Annotated in this window: 18 protein-coding genes and 1 tRNA gene; 11 read left to right on the top strand and 8 right to left on the bottom strand. The window is 42.8% G+C overall.

Annotation, left to right across the window (positions count from 1 at the left end):
- Nucleotides 1-146: 146 nt before the first annotated feature.
- A complete protein-coding gene (cobO, locus tag LRQ06_RS03000) occupies nucleotides 147-746 on the top strand; it encodes a cob(I)yrinic acid a,c-diamide adenosyltransferase (RefSeq protein WP_232764958.1) in 600 nt (199 codons plus the stop codon).
- A gap of 46 nt (nucleotides 747-792) precedes the next feature.
- Here cobO and LRQ06_RS03005 read toward each other — a convergent pair whose 3' ends face one another.
- The 3 genes from LRQ06_RS03005 to apbC all read right to left on the bottom strand — a co-directional run bounded on the left by LRQ06_RS03005 (nucleotide 793) and on the right by apbC (nucleotide 4,901).
- Nucleotides 793-2,937 carry an AsmA family protein gene (locus tag LRQ06_RS03005; protein WP_232764959.1) on the bottom strand — a complete coding sequence of 715 codons (2,145 nt, stop codon included), beginning with the start codon at nucleotides 2,935-2,937 and terminating at the stop codon, nucleotides 793-795.
- An 86-nt stretch (nucleotides 2,938-3,023) separates the two neighbouring features.
- Nucleotides 3,024-3,665 (bottom strand): uridine kinase, encoded by a 642-nt coding sequence (udk, locus tag LRQ06_RS03010; RefSeq protein WP_232764960.1) that lies wholly within the window; start codon nucleotides 3,663-3,665, stop codon nucleotides 3,024-3,026.
- A gap of 168 nt (nucleotides 3,666-3,833) precedes the next feature.
- Nucleotides 3,834-4,901 (bottom strand): iron-sulfur cluster carrier protein ApbC, encoded by a 1,068-nt coding sequence (gene apbC / locus LRQ06_RS03015; protein WP_232764961.1) that lies wholly within the window; start codon nucleotides 4,899-4,901, stop codon nucleotides 3,834-3,836.
- A 157-nt stretch (nucleotides 4,902-5,058) separates the two neighbouring features.
- On the opposite strand from apbC, the gene metG reads away from it, so the two are divergent.
- Nucleotides 5,059-7,092 (top strand): methionine--tRNA ligase, encoded by a 2,034-nt coding sequence (metG, locus tag LRQ06_RS03020; protein ID WP_232764962.1) that lies wholly within the window; start codon nucleotides 5,059-5,061, stop codon nucleotides 7,090-7,092.
- 200 nt (nucleotides 7,093-7,292) lie between these two features.
- On the top strand, nucleotides 7,293-8,102 hold the full coding sequence (locus tag LRQ06_RS03025) for a hypothetical protein (RefSeq protein ID WP_232765463.1): 810 nt from the start codon (nucleotides 7,293-7,295) through the stop codon (nucleotides 8,100-8,102).
- 83 nt (nucleotides 8,103-8,185) lie between these two features.
- On the opposite strand, the gene udp is transcribed toward LRQ06_RS03025, so the two are convergent.
- Together udp and LRQ06_RS03035 are read right to left on the bottom strand one after the other, a co-directional pair.
- On the bottom strand, nucleotides 8,186-8,953 hold the full coding sequence (gene udp, locus LRQ06_RS03030; protein WP_232764963.1) for a uridine phosphorylase: 768 nt from the start codon (nucleotides 8,951-8,953) through the stop codon (nucleotides 8,186-8,188).
- A gap of 162 nt (nucleotides 8,954-9,115) precedes the next feature.
- Nucleotides 9,116-9,535 (bottom strand): CBS domain-containing protein, encoded by a 420-nt coding sequence (locus LRQ06_RS03035; protein ID WP_232764964.1) that lies wholly within the window; start codon nucleotides 9,533-9,535, stop codon nucleotides 9,116-9,118.
- A 304-nt stretch (nucleotides 9,536-9,839) separates the two neighbouring features.
- Between LRQ06_RS03035 and LRQ06_RS03040 the strand changes: the two genes are divergently transcribed.
- Complete coding sequence (locus tag LRQ06_RS03040; protein ID WP_232764965.1) at nucleotides 9,840-10,739, top strand: gluconeogenesis factor YvcK family protein; 900 nt, start codon at nucleotides 9,840-9,842, stop codon at nucleotides 10,737-10,739.
- Here the strand turns inward: LRQ06_RS03040 and LRQ06_RS03045 are convergent.
- The 3 genes from LRQ06_RS03045 to uvrB all read right to left on the bottom strand — a co-directional run bounded on the left by LRQ06_RS03045 (nucleotide 10,721) and on the right by uvrB (nucleotide 14,760).
- Entirely contained in the window at nucleotides 10,721-11,056 is a 336-nt protein-coding gene (locus tag LRQ06_RS03045; RefSeq protein ID WP_232764966.1) for an Hpt domain-containing protein, read from the bottom strand. The genes LRQ06_RS03040 and LRQ06_RS03045 overlap by 19 nt on opposite strands.
- Nucleotides 11,056-12,462 (bottom strand): quorum-sensing sigma-54 dependent transcriptional regulator LuxO, encoded by a 1,407-nt coding sequence (gene luxO / locus LRQ06_RS03050; protein WP_232764967.1) that lies wholly within the window; start codon nucleotides 12,460-12,462, stop codon nucleotides 11,056-11,058. Before luxO ends, LRQ06_RS03045 begins: the two co-directional genes overlap by 1 nt.
- 261 nt (nucleotides 12,463-12,723) lie before the next feature.
- A complete protein-coding gene (gene uvrB, locus LRQ06_RS03055; protein WP_232764968.1) occupies nucleotides 12,724-14,760 on the bottom strand; it encodes an excinuclease ABC subunit UvrB in 2,037 nt (678 codons plus the stop codon).
- 577 nt (nucleotides 14,761-15,337) lie between these two features.
- On the opposite strand from uvrB, the gene LRQ06_RS03060 reads away from it, so the two are divergent.
- The 7 genes from LRQ06_RS03060 (at nucleotide 15,338) to LRQ06_RS03090 (ending at nucleotide 21,666) form a co-directional block, all read left to right on the top strand.
- A tRNA-Asn gene (locus tag LRQ06_RS03060) sits at nucleotides 15,338-15,413 on the top strand.
- Between the two features lie 351 nt (nucleotides 15,414-15,764).
- On the top strand, nucleotides 15,765-16,346 hold the full coding sequence (rsxA, locus tag LRQ06_RS03065; RefSeq protein ID WP_232764969.1) for an electron transport complex subunit RsxA: 582 nt from the start codon (nucleotides 15,765-15,767) through the stop codon (nucleotides 16,344-16,346).
- Nucleotides 16,346-16,936, top strand: coding sequence for an electron transport complex subunit RsxB (rsxB, locus tag LRQ06_RS03070; RefSeq protein ID WP_232764970.1), 591 nt, complete (start codon nucleotides 16,346-16,348; stop codon nucleotides 16,934-16,936). The genes rsxA and rsxB overlap by 1 nt, the downstream gene beginning before the upstream one ends.
- A gap of 9 nt (nucleotides 16,937-16,945) precedes the next feature.
- Nucleotides 16,946-19,282 (top strand): electron transport complex subunit RsxC, encoded by a 2,337-nt coding sequence (gene rsxC / locus LRQ06_RS03075; RefSeq protein ID WP_232764971.1) that lies wholly within the window; start codon nucleotides 16,946-16,948, stop codon nucleotides 19,280-19,282.
- Entirely contained in the window at nucleotides 19,283-20,329 is a 1,047-nt protein-coding gene (gene rsxD / locus LRQ06_RS03080) for an electron transport complex subunit RsxD (protein ID WP_232764972.1), read from the top strand.
- A 3-nt stretch (nucleotides 20,330-20,332) separates the two neighbouring features.
- On the top strand, nucleotides 20,333-20,968 hold the full coding sequence (gene rsxG, locus LRQ06_RS03085) for an electron transport complex subunit RsxG (protein WP_232764973.1): 636 nt from the start codon (nucleotides 20,333-20,335) through the stop codon (nucleotides 20,966-20,968).
- Nucleotides 20,968-21,666 (top strand): electron transport complex subunit E, encoded by a 699-nt coding sequence (locus tag LRQ06_RS03090; protein WP_232764974.1) that lies wholly within the window; start codon nucleotides 20,968-20,970, stop codon nucleotides 21,664-21,666. The genes rsxG and LRQ06_RS03090 overlap by 1 nt, the downstream gene beginning before the upstream one ends.
- Nucleotide 21,667 lies beyond the last annotated feature (1 nt).

The following is a 21,667-nucleotide window of genomic DNA, read 5'->3' on the forward strand; positions in this document are numbered from 1 at the left end:
AATTATCGCTCTGTATTCCGGTACAAGAGCGATTTTTTATTCATATTACCTGCTTTAAATTCATCTAGTCCCCTTGTTATTCATGGTTTTTGCATCCTTAAAGATGCGTTATGATGCACAAAACACGGCATCAAAGGATTACCGTCATGACAGACACAAAAAATCAAAGGTACATTGAACGGCAACAAAAAGTGAAACAAAGAGTCGATGACAAAATTGCAGCCGCTCAGGAAGAAAGAGGATTACTGTTAGTCATCACCGGCAATGGAAAAGGCAAGTCCACGGCGGGTTTTGGCATCATTACCAGAGCAACAGGTCATGATCAGAAATGTGCGGTGGCACAGTTTATCAAGGGCACATGGGACAACGGCGAGAAAAATCTGCTTGAAAAGTCAGGCGTTGAATTTCATGTAATGGCGACAGGATTTACCTGGGAGACTCAAAATAAAGAAACCGATACAGCGGCCGCACAAAGTGTCTGGCAAGAATGTAAACGGATGCTCTGCGATGAGTCCATTGATGTTATTTTATTAGACGAACTGACGTATATGACAAATTATGGCTATATTGAGCTGGATGAAGTCATCACAGCATTAAACAACCGGCCCAAAGAACAATCGGTTGTCATTACCGGAAGAGCCGCCCACCGGAGTCTGGTCGAATTGGCCGATACCGTCTCTGAAGTCAAAAACATGAAACACGCGTTCGAGTCGGGAATAAAAGCCAGAAAAGGCATTGACTGGTAACTCCCCGAATAAAAAGCCCCCCAGCCGAAGCGCCGGGGGAACCTCTCTAATTCAGCAACCCTTTGAGCAAACTGTTTAAAGCCTTCTTGGTTTTTTCATCTTTAATCTTGCTGTCCAACTTCTTCAGGCCCCGATCGAGTTCTTTCTCCGCCTTTTGTTTCAGTACGTCATCAAACACGATACGGTATTTAGGCTCTGCCCATGGACCAGTGACTTTGATGGGTATCGTCACATCACGAAGTTTATCGATTCCCTGACCACCCTGACCTTCCAGAGACTTAACCAATGAGGTTCTTACCACAAAATCGGTTGTTTGCTGTATATAATTGGCACTGCCTTTCCCGCTGATACGAAGAAGTGGCGACGCCATCTTCAGATTATTGGTCGTGGCCTGCCCCTCTTTCAGATTGACGGTTGCGGTTAAGGAGCTAAAGTCTGTTTTTTTCGCCGCCTCTTCTTCCGTGGTGATTGGCTCACCTTTGAATTTTGCATACTGCACCCGGATCATTTGCGGCACATTAATACCATTAACCGCACCATCTGCAAAATCGATATCAACGGTACCTGCCAGGTTTTTCACTAGCTTATCAGTCGATAAACTCTTACCCGTCAACACGGCCTTAATCGTACCGGACCCTTCTAAAATGTCTTTGTCAGCGAGAGCAATCAGCAAGGGTTGAACCTGAACACTCTCAATATCTGCATCCATGTTATACACAGGAAGCTTTTTCGTCGCGTCAAGCACGCCCTTCGCCTGAACCGTTCCATCATATAAATCGGCCCGGAATTGGCTTAATACCGCTTTCCCCTTGTTGATATGCATTGATGTCATCAGATTTGATAACGTCACATTGTTCGCTTTCACATCATCAATGCGCACAGAACCGGCAATATCAACCTGCTTCAACACAGACAAATCCGGCTCACCAGACCCTGAAGATGTCCGGCTTTCAACCGAGGTCCCGGAAACAGATGCAGACTGCGCCGGCTTTTGGCTGCCCGTTGCTTTTTGCGGGCTGGCACCGGAGGAAGCAAGTAAGTTATCCAGATCAAGCTTATTACTATGAAAATCGAAACGAACCTTAGGGATATCAGACAAGGTCGCGTGAAGCTGACCATCCAATGTCATGTCATTCAAGACGAACTGCGGTATCGTGACACTAATATGTTGACTCTCTGTATTCACCGTTATGTTTGAATTAAAATCAAATTTAAAAGGCTTCACAGGTACCATAGAACCGGTTAAGTCACCATTCAACGCAATTTCCGACAGTTGAATCGTCTTCATTGATGGTTCAATCAACAGCCCCGACTGTCCTTCCACTTTTCCGGAGACATTATCCCCTTGCATCGTAACGGATAGCTGAACCAATCCCGGTTTTCCCAGTTCAAATGACGCCATTGTCAGAGCGGCTTTATTAACATCAAACTCCGGATTACGATAAGACGTATTGAGGTGAATCTTCTGCAGTGCATACTTTTTAAATTGCTGGTCAATCTTGAATTCGCCATTACCGTCAAGATGAAAGACCTGCTGATCCATCTCCCCGGCGATCGCAAACGAAAAAGGTGCCCAGCGATCAAATTGAAAATCACTCAGACTGAAGGTCAAATCGCTGATATCCGTTTTGCTGTTTTTCACCTGATCAATCATGGAAAATTTCGCATGGTCAATATCAACCCCGGCAACGGAAATACGCCAAGGATTTGCCTCTTTTTTCTCGTCAGCACTGGTTTTTTCAGCGCCGGATGACGAATTCTCATTGGCGGTTATCTGGGGTTTAGGTTCCGTCTGAGTCTGAGGTGATTTGAATTCATAGTTAGTCAGGCCAGATTTCAATTTTTCCAGTTGAATATCCGCCCCTTTCAGGCTAACTTCCCCAACCTGTAACTCATGATCGAGTAATGGTAGCAATTCGACATTAAAAGAAACCGTATCCACCGTCACCAGATTCGTCCGGCTAAAACCGTGCGGATTTTTCAGGGCAATATCGCCGACCTCAAGACCAAATGTCGGGAAAAACGTCCAGCTGATATCAGCATTAATCGACAAATCCAGTCCGGTCGTCTTTTTGACTTCCCGAACCAGAAGAGGCTTAAACTGATTGGGGTCAACGACAAGCACTAACGTCACTATCGCGGTAAACAAAAGACAAACAATGACCGCCAGTGTAATAATTAATTTCTTCATCACCAGAACCTAACCTCAAAAAAATGGCACTGAAAAAGTGCCACTAAAAGAATAAAAAATAAAGTGCTGATTGGATATCTATCGCATTAAGATTTCAGCAGCCTTGCTATATGGGCTTTTAAAACATCAATCGCAATTCTGTTTTTTCCACCCCGGGGCACAATGATATCTGCATACTGTTTTGATGGTTCAATAAACTGTAAAAACATCGGACGAACCGTTTTCTGATATTGAGTCAGAACGGATTCCATTGTTCTTCCTCTGTCTTCCACATCACGTTTAACCCGGCGCAGTAAACAGATATCCAGTGGCGTATCCATAAAGATAGTTGCATGCATTAAGTTTCTCAATCGGGGATCCGTCAATAATAAAATCCCTTCAAGAATAATGACTTTCTTTGGCGTCACTCTTATTGTGTTCTCGGTTCGGGTATGCTCTGTATAACTATACTCAGGAACGTCAGCGGCTTCACCACGCATTAATTGCTCTAAGTGTTCACACAATAAATTATGGTCCAGCGCACTCGGGTGATCGTAGTTTGTCTTAACCCGTTCTTCCATACTCAGATGACTTTGATCTTTATAGTAGCAATCTTCCGTGATTACTCCGATTTGGTGATCGCCGACTTTTGCACGTAATTCGTTATAGATAGTACTCGCTATTAGGCTTTTTCCGGAAGCAGAAGCGCCAGCAATGCCGATAATGACGCATTGATTATTTTCAGACATGTATGTGCACCCAGTCAGTGATTATATGATGAGGAATGAATTCGCGGCGTGATTATAGTAACAACCCGGTCACGATACCAGTTCCGTTTCACGCAAAACAGCAATTAATTTCTTACGGAACACCATCTGCCAGCATAAAACCGATGACATTCCCCGGAACCGAAAACATCAAATAGTCATCACAGGAATATCATCAGGCTTCACATTCCCCTGCCAAAATAATTGACTGGCCAGCCGCTCTGCCAACTCAACATACAATGACGTATAGGGCGAATCTGGATGACGAATGACAGTAGGACAACCGGCATCAATATCTTCACGGATACTGATATGAAGCGGTAACTGAGCCAAAACAGGCAAGTGATGTTTCTGAGCAAGGTCCTCAACCCCTTCCGTACCAAATATCGCTTCCCGGTGACCACAATGACTGCAAATATGATAACTCATATTTTCAATCAACCCGGCAACAGGAACATCCACTTTTTCAAACATGGCAACCCCTTTTTGGGCATCTGCCAGAGCCAAATCCTGAGGTGTTGTGACAACAACAGCAGAAGTCACCGGTATTTCCTGAGCCAATGTCAGCTGAATATCTCCGGTACCCGGAGGCATATCAATAACCAGATAATCCAAATCCGGCCAGAGTGTTTCATTAAGAAGCTGTTGTAATGCTTTTGACGCCATCGGGCCGCGCCAGATAGCGGCATCATCACTGCTGACCAAATAACCAATCGAGTTGGTAAAGAGACCGTAGGCTTCTACCGGTTTCATCCATTTCTGTTCAACAATATCCGGTGACGCATCCTGAAGCCCTAACATGATGGGCACCGACGGGCCGTAAATATCCGCATCCAACAATCCGACTTTTGAATGCGATTGTGCCAGAGCCAACGCCAGATTAACGGCCGTCGTAGACTTGCCAACCCCCCCTTTAGCAGAGGAGACCGCAATAATATTCCTGACACCCTTAACGTACTGATTAAGGTGTGTTTCCATTTTACCGGGTTGGCATTTAATGCGATATTCCAACTCAAAACCGGCTTCTTTTTTCTGATTCTCTATCCAGATTTGCAGTTCCTGCACCAGAGAATTAGCGGCAAAAGGAATAGTAATCTTAAGAGTTGACTCTTCATAACTAACAACACCAGGCGTCGATGGCCATCCGGAAATCAGTGATGAGTGAGAAAATTCATCTAGCCAGATAATAAAATCGTCTTTCGTTTCAAATTGTCGCATACCCAACCTCCCGTTTCTGATATGCTATCACCTCTTCCGGCAATACAGAACCCTGAAAATTTTAAGGTAATCCCCTGTTGAACCTTGGCGGAAAACGCCTCATCGGGTAGTATTGTCAGACATTTTTATACCTATCAAATAAAGCGAATAATTAAGTATGGCAACTGATCCAAGAAAAATTTTGGTAACATGCGCCCTGCCGTATGCAAACGGCTCTATTCACCTCGGTCATATGCTCGAGCATATCCAGGCGGATATCTGGGTTCGTTACCAACGCCTAAGAGGCAATACTGTAAACTTCATCTGTGCTGACGATGCGCATGGCACGCCAATCATGCTTAAAGCTCAACAGATGGGTATTACTCCAGAAGAAATGATAGCTTCGGTCAGTGAAGAACATCAAAAGGATTTCGCCGGGTTTGATATCAGTTTTGATAATTTCCACAGCACTCACAGTGACGAAAACCGTGAGCTGTCCTCTTACATTTACCTTCAGTTAAAAGAAAATGGCTACATTTCAAGCCGGACCATTTCTCAACTCTATGATCCGGAAAAAGAGATGTTTCTTCCGGATCGTTTCGTCAAAGGCACATGCCCGAAATGTAAGTCAGAAGACCAATACGGCGATAACTGTGATGTTTGCGGAGAAACATACAGCCCGACAGATTTAATCAATCCTAAATCAGCGGTCTCTGGTGCCACGCCAATCATGAAAGATTCCGAGCATTTCTTCTTCGATCTCCCTCAGTTCGAAGAAATGCTGAAAGAATGGACCCGCTCTGGCTCTCTGCAAAATGAAACCGCAAACAAAATGCAGGAGTGGTTTGAGTCCGGCCTCCAACAATGGGATATCTCCCGCGATGCCCCTTATTTCGGTTTCGAAATCCCCGGTGAAACCGGTAAATATTTCTATGTCTGGCTGGATGCCCCGATTGGTTATATGGGTTCATTTAAAAACCTGTGTGACAAACGGGATGATATCGATTTTGACGAATACTGGAAAAAAGACAGCACAGCAGAACTTTACCATTTTATCGGTAAAGACATCGTCTACTTCCACAGCCTGTTCTGGCCGGCGATGCTGGAAGGTTCCGGCTTCCGTAAACCTAATAATGTTTTTGTTCATGGGTACGTCACCGTTAACGGTGCCAAAATGTCCAAATCCAAAGGGACCTTTATTAAAGCCAGTACGTATCTGAACCATCTGGATCCGGAATGCCTGCGTTATTACTATGCCGCCAAACTCAATAACCGGATCGATGACCTGGATTTGAATCTCGATGATTTTACCCAACGTGTTAATTCCGATGTGGTTAATAAAATCGTCAATCTGGCTTCACGTAACGCTGGATTTATCACCAAACGCTTTAACGGTAAATTATCCGAAACCTGTGCAGAACCGGAACTCTACAACGAGTTTTCGGCAGTCTCCGAGCGTATTGCTGAGTTGTACGAAAACCGGGAATACAGCCGTGCCATTCGTGAAATCACCGCATTAGCAGATAAAGCAAACCAATATGTGGACGAAAAAGCGCCATGGGTTATCGCAAAACAGGAAGGCAAAGACCAGGAATTGCAGGATGTCTGCTCCGTCGGGATTAACCTGTTCAAAGTATTAATGACTTACCTGAAACCGGTGATGCCTGAGCTGGCCATCCGAAGTGAAGCGTTTCTGAATCAGGAGCTTTCCTGGGATTCACTCACTACACCTCTGGTCAATCATGACATCACGAAATTTAAAGCACTGTTCAGCCGTATTGAGGCAAAACACATTGATGCCATGATTGAAGCTTCGAAGGAAGATGCGGCGGCAGAAAAAGCGAAAGGCCAGCCGGAAACCGAGCTCAGCAAAGATCCAATTGCTGATGAAATCAGCTTTGATGATTTTGCAAAAGTGGATTTACGAGTAGCAAAAATTATTTCATGTGAAGCTGTGCCAAAAGCAGACAAACTTTTGAAGTTTCAACTTGATATTGGTGGTGAAATAAGACAGGTATTTTCTGGCATAAAATCCGCGTACAAACCTGAAGATTTAGTGGGGAAACACACGGTAATGGTTGCCAACCTGAAACCCCGGAAAATGAAGTTCGGGATGTCTGAGGGAATGATATTAGCAGCTGGCCCCGGCGGCAGCGAATTGTGGATATTAGAACCACATGAAGGTGCTCAACCTGGTATGAGAATCATGTGATTTACTAAAAATCCCCAATATCCCGATATTGGGGATTTTTTTATCATAATTATTAATAAAAATATCATCGATGCTTATTGCACCAAAATGGTGCTTTATAAATGTTAAATATTAGTTAAGAACCTGGAATACAAGCAGTTTTTTTCTGGCACTATCTATGCATCATAGGAATTAGTATGGATACTAGCAAGGAGTTGGTTATGTTTGTTATCTTTTCGATGTTGATATCAGTAGGCATACTCGGTTTTATGTTCTATCTGGCAAAACAACGTGAATCGACTCTTCAAAAAAAATACGACCTTTTAATCGATCTGAGACAAGTTCTGTACCTCTGCCGACAACACAGAAGCACAAGCCACAGTGCACTGGCAAATAAAGAAGATAAAAACTCAGAACTTGAGAATTTTCAGACGCTACTTCTGGAAAAGACCAATCATTTGATCTCGACGGCACCATTGGATAGCAAACCAATGTACCGGGTGTTGCAACTAAAACTAAAAGCATTAATTACAGACTGGCAAAAAAGAAGTATTGCAAGAAATCAAATGATTCATGGCAAAGCAATAAGACATTGTATGTTTCTGATGGATGAAGTTATGTTAGCCTGGCTGGTAGATGTTAACCGGGAAGATCTAAGTGATGAATACCATATGAACTGGCAGCAGATAATCGATACAATGGATGCACTGACACAGTTGAGAATATGCATTGATGATATGAACTCCAGTGAAGGGACTTCCAGACTTCAGCGTTATTCTGAAATGGTAAGAAGAAAGCTGGGACTCCTGGCACTAATCAGTCCTTTATCTATATCGTCTCCAGCATGTTCAAAAGCTATTGATGTATTAACTGAAGTTAATGAAAATAAGAGCTTTGATAACATTAACGCAAACGATATGTATCAGCTGACATCAGATATATCTTTAAGCATTGCACATGTTTATGATCATATGCTAACGGAGTTAACCGAAACACTGTACCAACCCCTCCCAAAGTTGATGGCCGCATAAGGTAAAAACGGGTGGGCATACTATCCACCCACTTACCGTTTTCTGCTACAAGAATGCGGCCTGGCCTATGCTCACTTTGTCAGTTAAGCCGTTTTCGTTAATGACTCAGCTGCCGAGATGACTACTTTAATCGAATTCAGTTCGGCTTCTTTTGCTGCCTCATGATTCGGTATCTCAGCCTGAGTGCGGTTAACAATAACACCCGCAACACAACCAGCCCGCAGCCCTGAACTGGAGCACATGGTAAACAATGTCGCCGATTCCATCTCAAAGTTAAGCACTCCCATTTCCTGCCACTCTTCTAAAGAGCCCTGAAAACGTTTTACAACCCGCCCCGAAAAAGTATCGTAACGTTCCTGCCCGGGATAAAATGTATCACTCGAAGCGGTAATACCGGTATGAGAGACTAAATTCATCTTATTAGCAGATTGTTCAAATGCCTTCATTACCTGGTAATCCGCAACCGCCGGAAACTCCATGGGTGCAAAATGAAGACTTGCTCCATCCAGTCTGACAGATCCCGTCGTAATAATAATATCTCCAATGGAAATATCAGGCTGAATTGCGCCAGTCGTTCCTACTCTCAAAAACGTCGTGACCCCTAACTGAGCCAGTTCTTCCACGGCAATAGAAGTTGACGGACCCCCAATTCCTGTAGAGCATACAACAATAGGTGATCCATTTAACCTGGCGAGATAAATATTGTATTCTCTATGACGGGCAAGATGTTTAGGGGCTTCCATATGTGCAGCAATTTTTTCCACCCGATCTGGGTCTCCGGGTAATATAGCGACTTTAGCCCCTTCCAGTAACTCTTTTGTAATACCCAGATGAAATACTTCTTGTGACATTTATCCTCCCAGACTGAATGTGTCTTTATATTGGTTATGATTGGCGACTTTAACGTAAAAAATCACAGACAAACACTATAAAGATCACACTCATAAGGAAACAAAAGTAACATATGTGATGTTTATGAGATCTAAATCACACAAAAATAATCCTTGTCCACTCTATATCTGATGAGAGAAGCAAGCCTTCAGATTCTTATTTATCGCTCTTAAAACGGCTCTTCGGTTAATCAACCCAACCAGACGGTTTTCATCATCAACAACCGGATAGACCTTCGGCTTACCAATTTTCATCATTTCTGCCAGCTCAATAATTAACATATCGGGATGAACAGACACGACATTCGTGGACATACAATCCCCAACAATATAGCTGTCCTGACATATATAGCTTACCTTCACCAATTTCTCTAATAAGTCGTGCTCAGAAATAAAGCCAATCAAAGTTCCGACTTCATCAACAACCGGTCCGCCTAAACTTTCTGACTCAATAACCTTATCCAGTGCAGCTGTTAAAGACATATTTTGTTTAAAGGTTACAGGATGATGAATCATATAATCTTTTACTTTCAGTGATTCCATAACAGTCTCCTATTCGCGGCAAGTTAAAAAGCCGTTTGTGTAATTGTGATCGAAAATCGTCAAATTACTAAATAGAACAGCACTATTTTATTTATAGATGTTATCTGTTAAGCACTTTGCCACATTTATTTGAGAAACATTTGAACCGGATTGAATATATTTGTAGGAAAATTTGCAGAAAATTCCACCAAAAACCTCATGAGCAGAGATTATTTCTATGAAATTCATCCATTTTGTCATTATTTTCTGAATATTACGCTAATCTATAACTTAGGTAGATCGATTTCAAAATATGATATTTAACATGGATCCAAAAATTGTAGCAATTGGTGGCGGACACGGTTTAGGTCGTGTTCTTTCGGCATTAAAAGATTATGGTAGTAATGTCACAGGAATAGTAACAACAACTGACAATGGTGGATCAACGGGCAGAATAAGGCAGCAACAAGGTGGAATTGCCTGGGGTGATACCAGAAACTGTATCAATCAGTTAGTGACGGAACCTACGGTCTCATCAAAGATGTTTGAATATCGCTTTAAAGAACGCGGGGAATTAGAAGGACATAATCTGGGTAACCTAATGCTATCAGCACTTGATGATTTGTCAGTACGCCCACTAAAAGCAATCGAATACATAACCAATTTGCTAAGCATTGATGTGAACATCATACCGATGTCAGAGAAGACCACTAACTTGGCCGCAATAACAAAATCAGGACAAACCGTAAATGGTGAAATCAATATAGATTCAAATGAAGAACCTCTGGATAAACTTTATATTGACCCGCTTGTCCCCGCAACACAAGAAGCCGCTCAGGCAATCAGACACGCTAACATTATTATCTTCGGACCTGGCAGTTTTCTAACCAGTGTTATGCCTCCTTTGTTACTAAAAGAAATCAGTAAATCTATCGCACAAAACAAAGATGCAGTACTGATTTTTATTCAAAACCTGGCACCGGAGCACAGCCCTGCTGATAGCATGCCTTTTGAGGAAAAAATAGCCTGGTGTGAAAGAGCATGTGGTGGAAGAAATATCAATATTGTTTTGGGAAACATCCCATTCAAAGCAGCCTCACATACTCAATTTATCCAGAAACAACTTGCTTCAGAAGAGCAATGCTGGAGACACGACAAAGAAAAGTTAAGAGAAACACTCAATGACATTATGAATAAAAGAAAGTGCTACAGGCATGCTTCATAAGCCCCATAGGTTTCTTTCATAACAGCAACCAAATCGTGTACTTCTTTGTCGCAGTCCAGTATTTCTCCGGCTTTAACACGGGCATCGATATCAACTGCCAGTGAACACAGTGCATCGGCACCAAAACTCGCAGCACTACTCTTTAAAGCGTGACTTACTTCCTTTAAATGTTGGCATAAATGACTTTCATCCGCCTCTTCAAATAAGGCTAAATAGCCTCGAAGCTCATTCACAAAAATTCCGAAAAGCATTGAAACATTATCAGGCCCGATTTCTTGCGACAACTGTTCAATAGTGCTCTGATTTTTCAATAACATTAATTCTTCTCTTTTTGATCCCAGGACTGTAATTTCCTGTAAATAGTGGAAGGGCTGACATCCAGATAACCCGCTGCTTTGGATATATTTCCATCACAGGCTTCAATGGCTTTCTCGATAGCCGCTTTTTCCGTCATCCATAATGGTAATATATCCTGAATTGACACCTGATCATCATTATCAGACTCTTTATCGGTATTTACTAATATGTCAGTTTTATTCAATTGATTAAGTGGTGGCGGTAACATATCAAGAATAATCTCTTTGCCATGATTTAAAACCACAACATTACGCAACACATTTTGTAACTGCCGGACATTACCAGGCCATTCGTACTGAATAAACCGTTCAATCACTTCAGGGGCAAGACGAACAAAATCTTTTCCCTCTTCTTTAGCCATAAAACCGAGCAATGAATAAGCAATCTCAATAACATCATCACCACGCTCTCTTAATGGAGGTAAATGCAATGGAATAACATACAACCGATAATACAAATCTTCCCGAAAACGTCCTTCCTGAACTTCTTTCCATGGATCACGGTTTGTAGCACATACAAAACGGACATCAACACTGTTCATTTTGGATGACCCGACTTTCTGAAATGTCCCTGTCTGAATGAACCGGAGTAATTTGGTCTGTAAGTCTAAATCCATTTCGCAGAGTTCATCCAGGAACAGAGTACCCCCATCGGCCAGTTCTGCCGCCCCTTTTCTGTCAGTAGAAGCACCGGTAAATGCGCCTTTCACGTGACCAAAAAGTTCACTCTCGATCAAATCTTTTGGAATTGCGGCACAGTTAATCGCTATAAAAGGTTTATCACTTCGCTTACTTGCCGCATGAATCGCTTCCGCACACACTTCTTTACCCGTTCCACTTTCTCCGGTAATGAAGATACTTGCCTTACTTGCCGCAGCGGAATCGATCGTACGATAAACCGCTTGCATAGTATGACTACTGCCGATAAATCCTTTGTAGTTTTGCCCTACACTACTCTCAGAATGGGCTTTAATATGACTGGCTTTACGGATGGCATTATTCACGGTAACGCGCAGCCGGTTAGCCTCACAGGGTTTAATCAAAAAGTCCTGAGCACCATAACGCATCGCCTGAACAGCCGTATCTATCGAACCATGTGCGGTCATGAATATTACTGGCACGTCCGGAGTATGCAGCTTCACTTCTTTGAGTACATCCATTCCGGTCATATCCGGTAACCTTAGATCGAGGAGAATTAAATCCGGCTCTCTTTGAGCTAAACTTTCCAGCGCTTCCCGCCCTGTTCCAACGATATTGATATCAATATCAAGCTGAGTTAGATAAGATCGATAAAGTACTGCTACGGAGGCAGTATCTTCAACCATCAAGACATATTTTGTTTTTTGAGGAATATTTTCAAGCTGCATTTCTAGCCGACTGAATCATTGCGTTTTGCATGATAATTGCATCTTGAGTTGCATTTTGCAAATAGATTTATAGAAAAACCTTGAAACAAGCTCTCATTCTTACATTTATTGACATAATGTGTTGGCATGCTTTGTGCTTAATTTAATATGACTCGAAAGAGTCACCTAGCCAACTGACGTTGTTAGTGAATAATTATTCACAAATAATGGCCAATAGAGATTTTCTATTGGCTTTTTTTTTACCTGTTCAGTCTCTTTTTTCTAACTATTTACAATAAATTGCTCTCTCAGTTGCTGAATTTCATCACGCTTTTTAGCAGCAGATTCAAATTCCAGATTTTGTGCATACTGATACATCTGTTCCTCAAGCGCTTTTATTGTTTTATCCAGTTCCTGAGGTGACATACTCTCATAAGACGCACCTTCTTCAGCCACTTTAGACAATGGTACCACTTTGGATTGTTTGCGATTTCGACCATGAGCTTTCGCTATATCACCTAATTCCATAATATCTTTTACATCACGATGTAATGCCTTAGGCTCAATCCCATTATCCAGGTTGTATTGTTTCTGTTTTTCGCGACGACGATTCGTTTCATCCATAGCACGTTTCATCGAACCGGTGATTTTATCTGCATACAGAATCGCTTTGCCATTTATATTACGGGCAGCGCGACCGATTGTCTGTATTAACGAACGCTCAGACCTCAGAAAGCCCTCTTTATCTGCATCCAAAATCGCGACCAGAGAAACCTCTGGCATATCCAGCCCCTCTCTTAGTAAGTTAATACCGACCAATACATCAAACTCACCCAAACGTAAGTCCCGGATAATTTCAACACGCTCAACAGTATCAATATCAGAGTGCAGATAACGTACTCTGACATCATGCTCATTCAGATATTCCGTTAAATCTTCTGCCATTCGCTTAGTCAACGTTGTCACTAAAACTCTTTCATCTTTTGCTGAACGTAAATGAATTTCTGATAATAAATCATCAACCTGAGTTGATACCGGACGGATTTCCAGCTCAGGATCCAGTAACCCCGTCGGCCTGACAACCTGATCCGCAATCTCACCCGATGCTTTTTCAGATTCATAAGGGCCGGGAGTAGCAGAAACGAAAATAGTCTGAGGAGCCAGTGATTCAAACTCTTCAAACTTAAGCGGCCTGTTATCCAAAGCAGATGGTAACCTGAAACCAAATTCAACTAACGTTTCTTTCCGGGAACGGTCACCTTTGTACATAGCACCAATCTGCGGAACCGTAACATGCGATTCATCAATAATTAACATGCCATCATGAGGAAGATAGTCAAACAATGTCGGTGGTGGCTCACCTTCATTTCGACCACTTAAATAGCGGGAATAATTCTCAATTCCGGAGCAAAAGCCCAGTTCATTAATCATCTCAATATCAAACTGAGTTCTCTGACTGATTCTTTGCTCTTCAAGTAATTTATTGTTTTCCAGAAAATATTGTTTTCGGCTCCGTAATTCATCCTGAATTTTATCAATGGCTTCTAAAAGTCGCTCTCGTGGCGTGACATAGTGGGTTTTAGGATAGACGGTAAACCGGGGTAAATTGCTCTGATTAACCGCTCCCGTCAGCGGATCAAACAAACTGATATTTTCCACTTCATCATCGAACATTTCTATCCTGACGGCCTCTTGTTCTGATTCTGCAGGAAAAATATCAATCACCTCCCCTCGGACTCTGAACTGACCCCGTTCGAATCCAATGTCATTACGCGTATACTGAAGTTCTGCCAGACGTCTCAATATGTCTCTTTGATCATAAACATCTCCACGCCGGACATGTAACATCATCTTAAGATATGAATCGGGATCACCCAAACCATATATAGCAGACACAGAAGCCACAATAATAGCGTCTTTTCTCTCAAGTAAGGCTTTAGTTGCCGACAAACGCATTTGCTCAATATGAGCATTTACAGAGGCATCTTTTTCAATAAATGTATCAGTGGTAGGAACATAAGCTTCCGGCTGATAATAATCGTAATAAGAAACAAAGTATTCAACCGCATTATTTGGGAAGAAAGATTTCATTTCTCCATACAACTGGGCTGCCAAAGTCTTATTCGGTGCAAGCAGAATTGTAGGCCGGTGCGCTTTAGCTATGACATTTGCCAGCGTAAATGTTTTACCTGAGCCAGTAACGCCTAACAGCACCTGATGAGCAAGCCCGGCATCCAGACCATCTAATAATTTTGTTATAGCCGTTGGCTGGTCGCCTGATGGCTGATATGCCGAAACCAGTTCGAAACTTTTGCTCATAGCACCTCCGTTTATCTTTACAACTTTATAAAGTGAAGCGTTTTATCCTGATAACGTTTTGACATCTGAATAACCCGATTTTCTACGTATACAATAATAAGATTCAATCATTACTGGAAGCTATTTTGAATTAACTGTTTTTTTTATAGCTATCCTGAAATGGTTTTGCTATTATCTTTCCCCCCTAAAAGACATTTCTTAATTAATCCCTCATAAGTTGCACCAAATTAATCCACTGGTTTTCCCCAATCGTGATCGTTTTTGTCAATTCCATGTCAAGATTTATTGTTAATCTTTATATGATAATGGTTGTGAATATCAAAAATTAATAATTAAAAATCAATAGCTTAAATAAAATAAAAACACCTTACTCAGCTAATTTAGTGACTCTAAAATTTCTTCAGTATATTTTAATCAAAGGTAATTAACACACTTATCCACAAAATCAGTGGATAAGCGCATCTAAGTAAGAAACGATAAGGGATACAGGAAAGTAAAGACTTTTTTTTCATATTTTTTTTCATGCTTTCATTGACATTGATTGTCTGGGTGGTTAACATTCGCGGCGTTTCAGAATTCCCCCTTAGTTCAGTTGGTAGAACGGCGGACTGTTAATCCGTATGTCGCAGGTTCGAGTCCCGCAGGGGGAGCCAAATTTAAAGCCCAGTCAAAATGACTGGGTTTTTTCGTTTGATGACTCCCGAAAAACAAAGCAAGAAATTCACAACAGAAACTTTAATATAATTACTGCTCATAATGTATTTTTCTCAACAGCCATAAAACCTTAAATAAAGCATGGTTTTGTATTTAAATATGTATTGGTTTGTTTTTCTGATTTTCTTTCATTACATTGATATTAAAAGTTTTTTATCGTATCACTCAAACATTTAAGCTCACTTTCTATTTCCCCTTTAAACATTGATTAAAACCTTAGTTTTCTTTGGTTGTTATTAGAAAGGTAAAGCGGGATAATAAAGCATTCAGATTATTAATCTTATATCACTATGACCGAATATATGTTGTTGTTAGTCGGTACAGTTCTGGTTAACAACTTTGTCCTGGTAAAATTTTTGGGGTTATGCCCTTTTATGGGTGTATCAAAAAAGCTGGAAACAGCAATAGGCATGGGGTTGGCAACAACATTTGTTCTGACCTTGGCTTCAGTGTGTTCATACCTGATAGAGACCTATATTTTACAACCTCTTAATATCGAATATTTAAGAACGATGAGTTTTATCCTGGTTATAGCTGTCGTTGTTCAGTTTACTGAAATGGTCGTACATAAAACCAGCCCGACGCTTTACCGACTTTTAGGTATCTTTTTACCTCTCATCACAACGAACTGTGCCGTTCTTGGTGTTGCGTTACTCAATGTCAATGAGAATCACAATTTTATCGAATCGATTATATACGGGTTTGGCGCGGCGCTTGGATTTTCACTGGTACTCATTCTTTTTGCTTCTCTTCGTGAAAGAATTAATGTTGCCGATGTTCCTGTCCCATTCAAAGGTGCATCAATCGCTATGATTACCGCAGGTTTGATGTCTCTTGCTTTTATGGGCTTTACCGGATTGGTTAAATTGTAATGGCTACTATACTAATTGCTGTGATAGCCGTAGTTGCTCTGGCTACAATTTTTGGTGCTATTCTTGGCTTTGCTTCTGTCAAATTCAAAGTAAAAGGCGATCCTATCGTTGATCAAATTGACGCGATACTTCCACAAACTCAATGCGGCCAGTGTGGTTATCCCGGCTGCCGTCCATACGCTGAAGCAATAGCGAATGGTGATGACATCAACAAATGTCCTCCGGGAGGGCAGGCCGCAATAAAAAAACTTGCTGATCTGATGGGCGTGGATGAACCTGAATCAGCCCATGAACTGGAAGATGAAGATATAAAAAAAGTTGCTTTCATTCACGAGGATATGTGTATTGGATGTACAAAATGCATTCAGGCATGTCCTGTCGATGCCATTGTAGGTAGTACGAAAGCACTCCATACCGTAATAAAAAATGAGTGCACCGGATGCAATTTATGCGTTGCACCTTGCCCGACAAACTGTATTGACATGATTCCGGTAGAAACGACTCCGGAAAGTTGGAAATGGCAATTGGACACTATTCCGGTCATTAATATTACCGATACAGAACAACACACTCAGAACACCGTGAAGTAAGGACGGGTAATGCTGTCACTAATAGAACAAATTAAAGCCGGCAAACTGTGGGATTTTCATGGTGGTATTCACCCACCAGAAAACAAAAAACAATCAACTAAAACGCCACTGGAAATTGCCAGCATTCCGAACGAAATTATACTGCCTTTAAAACAACACATAGGCAAAGTTGGCCGTTTACAGGTGAAAAGCGGTACGCCAGTTTTAAAAGGTCAACCACTAACAAAATGCGATACCGCATTTACCGTTCCGGTTCATGCTCCAACTTCGGGAATTATCAAAGCAATCGAACCTCGTACAGTGGCTCATCCGTCCGGACTATCCGAACTTTGTGTTGTTATTGAACCCGATTTCGAAGATAAATGGCTGCCCCAAATACCCATCGCCGATTATCGTCAGCATTCTCCGGAAGAACTTGTTGAGCTAATCAGACAAGCTGGGATTTCAGGGATGGGTGGTGCCGGTTTCCCAACAGCCAGAAAAATCGAATCCGGACAATCTAAAATTGATGTTCTCATTATTAATGCCGCCGAGTGTGAACCCTATATTACGGCAGATGATGCATTGATGCGTGAACATGCCGACGAAATCATTCAGGGCATTGAAATTGTTGAGCACATTTTGCTTCCAAAGCTCACCGTTATTGGTATCGAGGATAACAAGCCGGAAGCCATCAAAGCTTTAGACAAAGCGGCATCCCGACGGGAAGATATTGTTATCCGGGTGATTCCCACAAAATATCCATCAGGTGCAGCTAAACAGCTCATTAAAGTGTTAACAAATCTGGAAGTACCAGATGGCGGTCGCTCAACGGATATCGGTCAGATGGTTTTGAATGTCGGAACTATCCACGCCATTAAGCGGGCAATATACGATGCCGAACCGCTCATACAAAGAGTGGTCACTTTGACAGGCAATGCTTTCAGACAACCAAAAAATGTCTGGGCAAGACTGGGAACACCGATACAGTCATTACTGGACGAGTTTGGCTATAAAGAAGATAAAAGGTTACCCCGTCTCATTATGGGAGGACCACTAATGGGATTTAGCCTGCCTCATGGACAGGTGCCCATTACGAAAATCGCAAACTGCATATTGGCACCGACAAGAAGAGAATTAGCCCCCACAAGTAATGAACTTGCCTGTATTCGCTGTGGAGCCTGTGCAGAGGTTTGTCCGGCTTCACTCCTTCCGCAACAATTATACTGGCATGCAAAGGCGGAAGAATATGATAAGTGTAAGGAACTGAATTTAAAAAATTGCATCGAGTGCGGTGCCTGTGCCTATGTTTGCCCTAGTGAAATACCGCTGGTTCACTACTATCGTAAAGCGAAAGCGGAAATACGCACCCAGCAACAGGAAGCCAGTGCAGCAGAACGGGCAAAAGAACGCTTCGAAGAAAGAAAAGAACGCTTGGAAAGAGAAAAAAACGAGCGCGCAAACCGATTTAAAAAAGCCGCAGATACCAGACGCCACCAATTACAAGCTGAAAATAACGGACAGGATGCCATTGCGGCTGCGATTGCCCGGGTGAAAGAACAGAAATCTGCACAGACACCACCACAAAATAAACCAGCAGTTGCAGCCGCCATTGCAAGAGCCAAAGCGAGACAAAGCGACGCTCAGAACGCAGATATACCGGATAACTCAGATATAGCCAAACAAAGAGAAGAACGAAAACGCATTGCCCGGGAAAGAAAGGCGGAGAAAGAGCATCAGGATGCTCAAACCAATGAGGAACGGGCGCCTGAAAGTACATCGGATAAAAAATCTGCTGTCGCCGCTGCCGTTGCCCGCGCAAAAGCCCGTAAAGCTCAGCAAAACGAGACAGCTGACTCGGTAGCGCAGCAAGAGGCTACGGAGACCAAGGCCGCTGACAGTGACCCTAAAAAAGCCGCCATCGCGGCAGCCGTCGCCCGCGCAAAAGCCCGTAAAACTCAGCAAAACAAGACAGCTGACTCGGTAGCGCAGCAAGAGACTACGGAGACCAAGGCTGCTGACAGTGACCCTAAAAAAGCCGCTATCGCGGCAGCCGTCGCCCGTGCAAAAGCACGCAAAGCTCAGCAAAACAAGACGGCTGACTCGGTAGCGCTGCAAGAGGCTACGGAGACCAAGGCCACTGACAGCGACCCTAAAAAAGCCGCCATCGCGGCAGCCGTCGCCCGTGCAAAAGCACGCAAAGCTCAGCAAAACGATTCGGCTGACTCGGTAGTGCAGCAAGAGGCTACGGAGACCAAAGCCGCTAACAGCGACCCTAAAAAAGCCGCCATCGCGGCGGCCGTCGCCCGCGCTAAAGCCCGTAAAGCTCAACAATTGCAAAATAAAAATTTACAGGAGAAAGAATAAGTGGCTTTCTTTATTACCAGCTCTCCCCACACTCATACGCGTCGTAAAACACCCGATGTCATGAAATGGGTTGCCATTACAGCGCTCCCGGGATTGCTTGCTCAAGTGTATTTTTTCGGATGGGGAACTCTGGTTCAGCTCATTCTTGGCATTGCACTGGCTTTAATCATGGAATTCGTCGTCGCGGTATTAAGAAAACGAGCACCAGGCTCCATGCTAAACGACTATAGTGCGATTGTTACCGCCTGGCTTCTGGCGGTCGCCATTCCCCCTCTGGCTCCCTGGTGGATGATAACCATTGGTTTATTATTCGCAATCATTGTCGCCAAGCAGTTATATGGGGGACTGGGACAAAACCCGTTTAATCCCGCCATGATTGGCTATATCGTGCTGTTAATCGCTTTTCCTTTGCAGATGACAAGCTGGTTACCCCCCATGAGTTTAAGCAGCAACCACAGTTCAGTTCTTGATGCGATTAAGGTCATCTTTACCGGTTATAATGGTGCAGGTCTGTCTGTACAACAACTTCGTCTTGGCGTTGATGGTGTCACAATGGCAACGCCTCTGGACACCATTAAGACATCACTTCATGCCGGACTCTCGTTGCATGACGCTCTGTCAAAACCACAATTTGGTGCTATTGCCGGTATCGGATGGCAATGGGTGAATATCGCTTATCTGATTGGCGGAATGGTGCTGCTGAAACTCAAAGTCATTCAATGGCACATCCCGGTCACTGTGATCGCAGGGCTGGTGCTCAGCAGTTTTGTGGGGCATTTGCTTTCCCCGGAAACCATCTCCTCACCTGTCATTCACCTGTTTTCCGGCGCGACCATGCTGGGTGCTTTTTTTATTGCTACGGATCCGGTTACTGCATCAACAACGATAAAAGGCCGATTGATTTTCGGTCTGTTTATTGGCGTGATGATCTTTATCATCAGAACCTGGGGAGGCTTCCCCGATGGTGTTGCTTTCGCGGTATTACTTGGCAACATGGGTGTACCACTTATTGACTACTACACGAAACCCAGAACGTATGGACACTGAACAATGTTAAATGCAATCAAAAAAAACGGCCTGATTCTCGCTATTTTTGCCTGTGTTTCAACTGGCTTAGTTGCCATAACCCAGTATTTAACACAGGACCAAATAACCCATCAGGAAAGAAAGCAGCTTCTGTCGGTACTGAGTCAGGTGATCCCCGAAAATGCGTATAACAACGATTTGTATAAAGCCTGTACTCTGGTTTCTCTGCCTTATTTAAAAAATGCACCTATGGTGCACGCCTATATCGCTAAAAAAGATGGCACTATAAATGGGATGGCAATCGAATCTATTGCACCAGATGGTTATAATGGAAAAATAAAACTCATTATCGGAATCAACAACCGGGGCATAATTACCGGCACCAGAGTCTTATCGCAAAATGAAACTCCCGGGCTAGGTGATAAAATTGATTTACGGGTATCCAACTGGATTCTGAATTTCACAGGGAAATATCTGACACCTGAAAATGAATCCACCTGGCATGTACGTAAAGATGGTGGGCAGTTTGATCAGTTTACCGGAGCAACCATCACCCCCCGGGCAGTGGTCAAGGCGGTAAAACACACACTAGAATTCGTACATGCAAAACGGGATGATATCTACGCTCAACCATTTAATTGTTCCGAAGGAGAAAAATAATGAGCTCATATAAAGAACTCATGTCCAACGGGATGTGGAAAAATAACCCGGCGTTGGTACAGCTTCTGGGATTATGTCCATTACTGGCTGTATCATCGACGGTCACAAATGCACTCGGACTCGGTATTGCAACACTTCTTGTCCTGGTCGCATCAAATTTTACCGTATCAATGGTTCAGAATTACGTTCCTAAAGATGTCCGGATACCTATTTTTGTTATGATCATTGCCTCGTTGGTAACGTGTGTCCAGTTGCTAATGAATGCCTACGCATACGGGCTGTATTTATCTCTGGGAATATTCATTCCCCTGATAGTGACAAACTGCATTATTATTGGCCGCGCGGAAGCATTTGCTTCAAAAAATAAACCTCTACCCGCAGTATTAGATGGGTTTTGGATGGGACTTGGTATGACCAGCGTTCTGGTTATTCTGGGTGGAATACGAGAAATTCTCGGTCAAGGTACACTTTTCGATAATGCTAACCTTCTTCTCGGAGACTGGGCAAAATCATTACGAATCGATCTGCTACATCTGGACAATGGATTTTTGTTAGCAATGTTACCTCCCGGGGCATTTATTTTTGTTGGATTGCTTATTGCGATAAAAAATATAATCGATACAAAAATCGAGCAACGTAAACCTAAAAAAGCAAAACCCAAAATAGAGAGAGCAAGAGTAACCAATGTTACTCATTAAT

Source organism: Vibrio salinus (genome assembly GCF_021272385.1).
Taxonomy (GTDB): Bacteria; Pseudomonadota; Gammaproteobacteria; order Enterobacterales; family Vibrionaceae; genus Vibrio; species Vibrio salinus.

Coding starts and splice junctions, on each gene's coding strand:
- cobO (WP_232764958.1), top strand. CDS start 147: ATGACAGACACAAAAAATCAAAGGTACATTGAACGGCAACAAAAAGTG.
- LRQ06_RS03005 (WP_232764959.1), bottom strand. CDS start 2,937: ATGAAGAAATTAATTATTACACTGGCGGTCATTGTTTGTCTTTTGTTT.
- udk (WP_232764960.1), bottom strand. CDS start 3,665: ATGTCTGAAAATAATCAATGCGTCATTATCGGCATTGCTGGCGCTTCT.
- apbC (WP_232764961.1), bottom strand. CDS start 4,901: ATGCGACAATTTGAAACGAAAGACGATTTTATTATCTGGCTAGATGAA.
- metG (WP_232764962.1), top strand. CDS start 5,059: ATGGCAACTGATCCAAGAAAAATTTTGGTAACATGCGCCCTGCCGTAT.
- LRQ06_RS03025 (WP_232765463.1), top strand. CDS start 7,293: ATGTTTGTTATCTTTTCGATGTTGATATCAGTAGGCATACTCGGTTTT.
- udp (WP_232764963.1), bottom strand. CDS start 8,953: ATGTCACAAGAAGTATTTCATCTGGGTATTACAAAAGAGTTACTGGAA.
- LRQ06_RS03035 (WP_232764964.1), bottom strand. CDS start 9,535: ATGGAATCACTGAAAGTAAAAGATTATATGATTCATCATCCTGTAACC.
- LRQ06_RS03040 (WP_232764965.1), top strand. CDS start 9,840: ATGGATCCAAAAATTGTAGCAATTGGTGGCGGACACGGTTTAGGTCGT.
- LRQ06_RS03045 (WP_232764966.1), bottom strand. CDS start 11,056: ATGTTATTGAAAAATCAGAGCACTATTGAACAGTTGTCGCAAGAAATC.
- luxO (WP_232764967.1), bottom strand. CDS start 12,462: ATGCAGCTTGAAAATATTCCTCAAAAAACAAAATATGTCTTGATGGTT.
- uvrB (WP_232764968.1), bottom strand. CDS start 14,760: ATGAGCAAAAGTTTCGAACTGGTTTCGGCATATCAGCCATCAGGCGAC.
- rsxA (WP_232764969.1), top strand. CDS start 15,765: ATGACCGAATATATGTTGTTGTTAGTCGGTACAGTTCTGGTTAACAAC.
- rsxB (WP_232764970.1), top strand. CDS start 16,346: ATGGCTACTATACTAATTGCTGTGATAGCCGTAGTTGCTCTGGCTACA.
- rsxC (WP_232764971.1), top strand. CDS start 16,946: ATGCTGTCACTAATAGAACAAATTAAAGCCGGCAAACTGTGGGATTTT.
- rsxG (WP_232764973.1), top strand. CDS start 20,333: ATGTTAAATGCAATCAAAAAAAACGGCCTGATTCTCGCTATTTTTGCC.
- LRQ06_RS03090 (WP_232764974.1), top strand. CDS start 20,968: ATGAGCTCATATAAAGAACTCATGTCCAACGGGATGTGGAAAAATAAC.